General features: G+C 66.6%; 4 protein-coding genes and 3 pseudogenes. 4 read left to right on the top strand and 3 right to left on the bottom strand.

Features of this window, described 5'->3' with window-relative positions; genetic code table 11:
- Positions 1-233: pseudogene (locus tag AB0N14_RS39400) on the bottom strand (IS982 family transposase); the annotation flags it as partial.
- 13 nt (positions 234-246) lie between these two features.
- Between AB0N14_RS39400 and AB0N14_RS39395 the strand changes: the two are divergent.
- From AB0N14_RS39395 to AB0N14_RS39380, 4 genes and pseudogenes are all read left to right on the top strand, one after another.
- A pseudogene (locus tag AB0N14_RS39395) lies at positions 247-1,173 on the top strand (ISL3 family transposase); the annotation flags it as partial.
- Positions 1,174-1,240: 67 nt separating this feature from the next.
- Complete coding sequence (locus AB0N14_RS39390; RefSeq protein ID WP_366030513.1) at positions 1,241-1,885, top strand: hypothetical protein; 645 nt, start codon at positions 1,241-1,243, stop codon at positions 1,883-1,885.
- A 200-nt stretch (positions 1,886-2,085) separates the two neighbouring features.
- Complete coding sequence (locus AB0N14_RS39385) at positions 2,086-2,502, top strand: hypothetical protein (protein WP_366030512.1); 417 nt, start codon at positions 2,086-2,088, stop codon at positions 2,500-2,502.
- 158 nt (positions 2,503-2,660) lie between these two features.
- On the top strand, positions 2,661-3,464 hold the full coding sequence (locus AB0N14_RS39380) for a hypothetical protein (RefSeq protein WP_366030510.1): 804 nt from the start codon (positions 2,661-2,663) through the stop codon (positions 3,462-3,464).
- Between the two features lie 91 nt (positions 3,465-3,555).
- On the opposite strand, the gene AB0N14_RS39375 is transcribed toward AB0N14_RS39380, so the two are convergent.
- On the bottom strand, positions 3,556-3,951 hold the full coding sequence (locus AB0N14_RS39375) for a hypothetical protein (RefSeq protein WP_366030508.1): 396 nt from the start codon (positions 3,949-3,951) through the stop codon (positions 3,556-3,558).
- Positions 3,952-4,014: 63 nt separating this feature from the next.
- Positions 4,015-4,326, bottom strand: a pseudogene (locus tag AB0N14_RS39370) (aldo/keto reductase); the annotation flags it as partial.
- Positions 4,327-5,178: the final 852 nt, after the last annotated feature.

The raw sequence follows: 5,178 nt of genomic DNA, 5'->3' as shown, positions 1-5,178 counted from the left end.
GGCAGGTACGGGAAGAGGTGCCGCAGGTGGGCCCGGGCATGCCGGAGCCACCTGGCCTCGGAGGTGAAACCGAGCATGGCCTGCATCATCGCGAGGGTGACCAGCTCGGCGTCCGTGAGCTGCGGCGCGATCCCCATGGCTGGCCTCCACGGTGCCAAGTCCGGACGCTCCTTCAGCAGATCGTCGGTCGTCGCATAGAGTGCTGTCGCGAGGGTGTCCAGGTCGTTCATCACAAAACGATCTTGGATGCCCTCGTTCTCGTCTCCGCAGACACCCCTTGGAATTGATCATCTAGCCTTCACCGCTATCGCCGGCAGCCTCATCTGCTACCGCAGACTCACCTATCGGCGTACACGTGAACGTGGCCCTGGCAAGATTTCCGTGATGCTGGGGTGTGTCACCGTGCGCCGGTTACGCTCCGTCACGGGTAGCGCCACTGTCGGCGAGTGTGATGACCTCATATGGATCATGTCTCCGCACCTTGATGCGGTGCGGGTGGAACGAGTATGGGTGGCGGGAGGCGTAGTCCGCATCGCGGCCCGCACCCGCGAGTTGACGGTGGCGTGTCCGGACTGCGGTCGCGGTTCCGCGCGGGTGCACAGCCGCTACGGCCGCGCGCTGGCCGATGTCGCTGTGGGTGGCCGACCGGTGGTGATCGAGCTGTCGGTGCGACGGTTGTTCTGTGACGGCCCGAGCTGCGGTCGGCGGACGTTCGCCGAGCAGGTCGAGGGGCTGACGGCGCGCTACCAGCGCCGCAGCCCGCTGCTGCAGCACCTGGTGGAGATGGCCGGGGTACTCCTCGCCGGCCGTGGCGGCGCCCGGCTCCTGCAGATCCTGCAGGTACCGCTGTCGCGGACCAGCGTGCTGTTCCACTTGATGTGCTTGCCCCTTCCGTCACCAGCGACCCCGCGGGTGTTGGGCGTGGACGACTTCGCGCTGTACTCGGACGTCTACGGCACCCTGCTGGTGGATGCCGACACCCGGCTGCCGATCGAGCTGTGGGCAGGCCGCGACGCCGAGCAATTGGCCACCTGGCTGCGGACACACCCCGGTGTTGACGTGGTCTGCCGGGACGGCTCGCTGGTCTACCGACAGGGCATCGCCGACGGTGCCCCGGACGCGGTGCAGGTCAGCGACCGCTTCCACCTGTGGCAGGGACTGTCGAAGCGGGTCAGCGATGTTGCCGCGGCCCACCGTGGATGCTTGTCCGCTGCGGTCCCTGAGCTGGAATGGGGAGCTGGTGGTATGGGAGGCCGGGCGGCTGGCGTTCGAACGGCTTCAGGACCGGCTGAAGCGGCGCGACGCCGGGGCGTCCCGGCTCGCCGCGCAGTGGCCTGCCCACTTCGTGGTTTTCGACCTGTTGCGGCTGGCGGGTCGGGAGACCACGGCATGGCCGTATCGGAGGCGTCGGGCGGCGCTGGAGGAATTGTTCACCGAGCGCCGGCTGGTGGCGCCGCGGGCGCTGTGTCCGTCGACCACCGATCCGGATACGGTCACCGAGTGGTTGACCTGGACGGCGGTCGGCCTGGAGGGGTTGCTCTTCAAGCGGCTGGATAGCCCGTATCAGCCTTCGATGCGCGGGTGGCGCAAATACAAGGTGCGCGAGACCCAAGACGCGATCGTCGGCGCCGTCACTGGTCCGCTCACCGCGCCCCGCACCTTGCAGCTCGGGCGCCTCGATGCCGACGGGCGCCTGCAGTCCCCAGCCGCCAGCGGGCACCCGTGGACGGGCTGGACGTTCTCCGCCGGATGGGGCAGCCGGGAGACGCTGAACATCACGCTGGTGGAACCCGAGCTTGAAGGACCCACCGAAGAATGGGCCCGGCACAAGAGGCGCCCAACAAGTCGTACAACGCGCCGATCCACAGGCCTTGACCATTCCTAAGATGAGTCGCGATACAAGCCTTATAGCCTTCGTGGGATGGAACGGGTTGTTCATCATCGGCTCGTTCGGCACAGTGTTCACGAGCGTGTACGGCATAGCGATCCGGCGTGGGGCGGAGAACTCGTCCCAGGGCTTGGTCCGGCGCAGGACTCCTGCTGACATCAGCGTCGCGGCGTCAGGGCCGGCGGTTAGGGGGCGTGGTGACGGGGTTCGAGATCGTGGTCGGGTACCTCTGCGCATGGGGTGTCCGCAAGGCTCGGCGAGTGGGCGAGCGCGCGGATGGGGAGGTCGACCGGGCGCTGGACGCGGGACTGGACCGTCTTCAGGACCTGGTCAGACAGAAGCTCGGGGAAGACACTGCGCTGCATCGGCTCACGGAGGAAGCTGCCAGCGGGCAGGGAGCCCCCAGTAACCGCACTCGGCAGCGGGTCCAGCTCGCTTTGGAGGACGCCGCCGAACACGATGCCGCGTTCGCTGCCGACCTGGAGCAGGCTGTCCAGCACTTGCGGGGCATAGACCGGGCGGCCGCAGACCATATTGAGTTTCAGCACAACACCTTCCACGGCCCGGTCCAGGTCAAGGGCGTGCAGCACAACCATCCGGGCACCACGTGGTGAATGGGGGCGACGAGCCGCAAGCGCCAGGTGACCGGATCGACTTCCGGAAGAACTCCTTCCACGGGCCATTTCAGACCGAAGGCGTCCAGCACATCCACTACCACCCGGTGTCCGAGGCCGCAGAGCGGGGGCACCGGCGGCGCGGACGGAAAATGGTGATGGCTACGGCGTTGGTGTTGCTGTTCGCTGCGGGCGGAGCTTACGCGGTGTATGGGACGGGGCTGGCCGGTTCAGCGCATGCCGGTGCTTCGCCTCCCGTCACAGGGAAACGTTCCGGGCTCTCGCCGGGAGGGACGCCCAGCGGGCTGCCCGTGACGCGGCCGCTGCACCCCGGCTCTGCCGCGCTTCCGCCGAACGTGCAGATCCAGGCGGACTACAGCAGCGACAGCTGTACCGGGGTGACTTACTACGCCGAGACAGCGAACGAGTACAGGCACGGGCAGCGGGAGGCGGCGAAACGGCTGGGTCCGGGAGTCATCGACATCACCACCCAGACGTCTTCCAGCGAAGCGGTACTGCTGATGGGGATGCGGGTGCTGGTCCTCCAAAGGAAGGCGCCTCCGAGCACCGGCATCGTCGTCCAGGATGGACAGTGCGGAGGAGCGGAGAGTGTCAGGCCGTTCTGGACGGACCTGGACACGCCTAATGCACCGATCATCGCTGAGGCGGATCCAGGAGGTCCTGGGGACCCAGGACATCCACCAGTGACCTTCCCGTTCAAGGTCTTGCCGAATGATCCCGAGGTGTTCGAGCTCACCTCCAAGGACACCACCTGCTTCTGCACCTACGCGGTAGAGATCGACTGGGTCGTGGCAGGAAAGGCCGGTAAGACGATCCTGAACAACGGCGGGTCAGGGTTCTGGGTCGGAGCCGCCCCTCAGCTCCCGGCCTACAAGAACCCACTATGGTCTGCGGATCCGAATGCACTGATACGGGCGAAGTATCAGCAGCTGTTCCCGTAGAAGATGTGAGGGCCCTTTGCACCCGCGGCAGCGCTGGGTCGGCGACCAGCTCACCTCGTGGCTCCCGTCACCGCCTTCAGGTATGTGGACCTCAGGGCTTCGGCTTCCATACCCCGGCTTGGGAGGCGTTGTCCGATGCCACGTTGTAGTAGACGGTGCCGTCGCTGCCGCGGGTGTTTCCGGTGATCTGGTCGCCCCGCTGTCCGACAGCGAGCACCGTACGGTGCCCGGACGGCGCGATCCGGACAAGCTCCGGACGCTTGCCCGCCGGGGCGCCAAGCATGGAAAGAGTCACGGAGCGATCCGGGTTCAGGGCGATGTTCTCGGGCGCCTCGCCTGCCGTGAAGTCGAACGGGGTCACAGTCTCCACATGAGTGATGACCCGCTCCCGAGGTGCTTGCCCGGCCGAGGCGGACGCGTATGGCGCGGAAGCAAGGACTACTGCCGTCACGCCGATGGACGCGCCTAGCTTGAACTGCTTGGTCATAAGGTCCTTTCTCGAGGCAGCAGCCGTGCGCATGCCGCTGCTCAGCTGACTTCAGTTGCCGCTTTAGGAGCTGCGCCGGGCGTCCGGGTCGGGACCGCCGCGCACTCCGGTGTCGATCGCGTCGATCGAGGCGACCTCACTGGCCGTGAGCGCGAAGTCGAAGATGTCGAAGTTCTCCGCGATGCGGTGGGACTTGACGGACTTCGGGATCGCGGGAAGGCCGTGTTCGAGATGCCAGCGCAGGATGATCTGGGCCGGCGTCTTGCCGTACCGGGCGGCGATCTCACCGACGGTCGGGTGCTCCAGCGGGTTCTTGGCCTTCTCTACTCTCTGAGCCAATGTCGGCTTTCGGCTCGGAGGGGTCAGCATGGTGGAGCCCGTGGGCTCTTGGACTGTCGGGTTCTACGATCTTCGCCGGGGTTTTCCTGCTCCCGTGGGCGACTCGGAGCTCAGACAGTTCGGCGATGTGCACGAGAGAGCGCGTGAGAACGGTGCGAGGGATGGCACACTGATCCTGTGGTCGGCGCGGCACAGGGCGGATCCATGGCTCAATCGGTTCTTCCGAGCTGACGAGATCGTCTCCAAACTTCGGCGAAGTTTTTCTCCAGATCGTGGGCGGCGTGGACGCGGTGACGGTGGTCGAGGAAGCCGAACCCGGGGGGCGCCGCCCCGGACGCCCGGACAAACCAGAGGTGTCACAGAGTCGGCCCCAAGGGCTGGGAGCCACAAGCGATTACGAGGGCGTAGGCGTAACGCCGCACACGTGGTCGGCAAGTCGGCCTCGTACTCCTCGCGGCCGGCGGGGTACTGCTCGCGGCGCCGCTCTTCAAGCCGGTCACGCCGGAGTTCAAGGCGGACGCGGTCGCGTTGTACGAGTCGCGGCCGGAGGCGACGATCAGGTTTGCCACGGTCCTGTGGCAGCAACGCTGCCGTCCACGAGATGGCCATGTTTTCCCCAATCGCCTCCCTGGCCGGCAGCTGGATCGCCTTGGTCTGCGGCTTCGGCATCAAGGCCTGTGCCCTCGCGCGATAGCCCGGCCGCCCCATCACGCACGCTGAACAGGCCGTCTGCCCGAACGCCGCCCCACCACACCGCTTGCGCCCCTCCGGGTTGTCAACGGCCTTGTAGTTCGGTTCTGATCCACTTGTTGTGGAGCCGTGACTGGCCGTTACCGATGCCTGGAAGGATGGGCGTTCGTGTGACTGCAGCGTTCTCTGGACCGCCTT

Origin of the sequence: Streptomyces sp. NPDC051104 (assembly GCF_040682835.1) — a bacterium.
GTDB lineage: Bacteria > Actinomycetota > Actinomycetes > Streptomycetales > Streptomycetaceae > Streptomyces > Streptomyces cynarae.
This window is presented reverse-complemented; position numbering and strand designations above follow the sequence as displayed.

Bases quoted from the DNA above. Each gene is read 5' to 3' on its own strand.
- AB0N14_RS39380 (WP_366030510.1), top strand. From the start codon at position 2,661: ATGGCTACGGCGTTGGTGTTGCTGTTCGCTGCGGGCGGAGCTTACGCG.
- AB0N14_RS39375 (WP_366030508.1), bottom strand. From the start codon at position 3,951: ATGACCAAGCAGTTCAAGCTAGGCGCGTCCATCGGCGTGACGGCAGTA.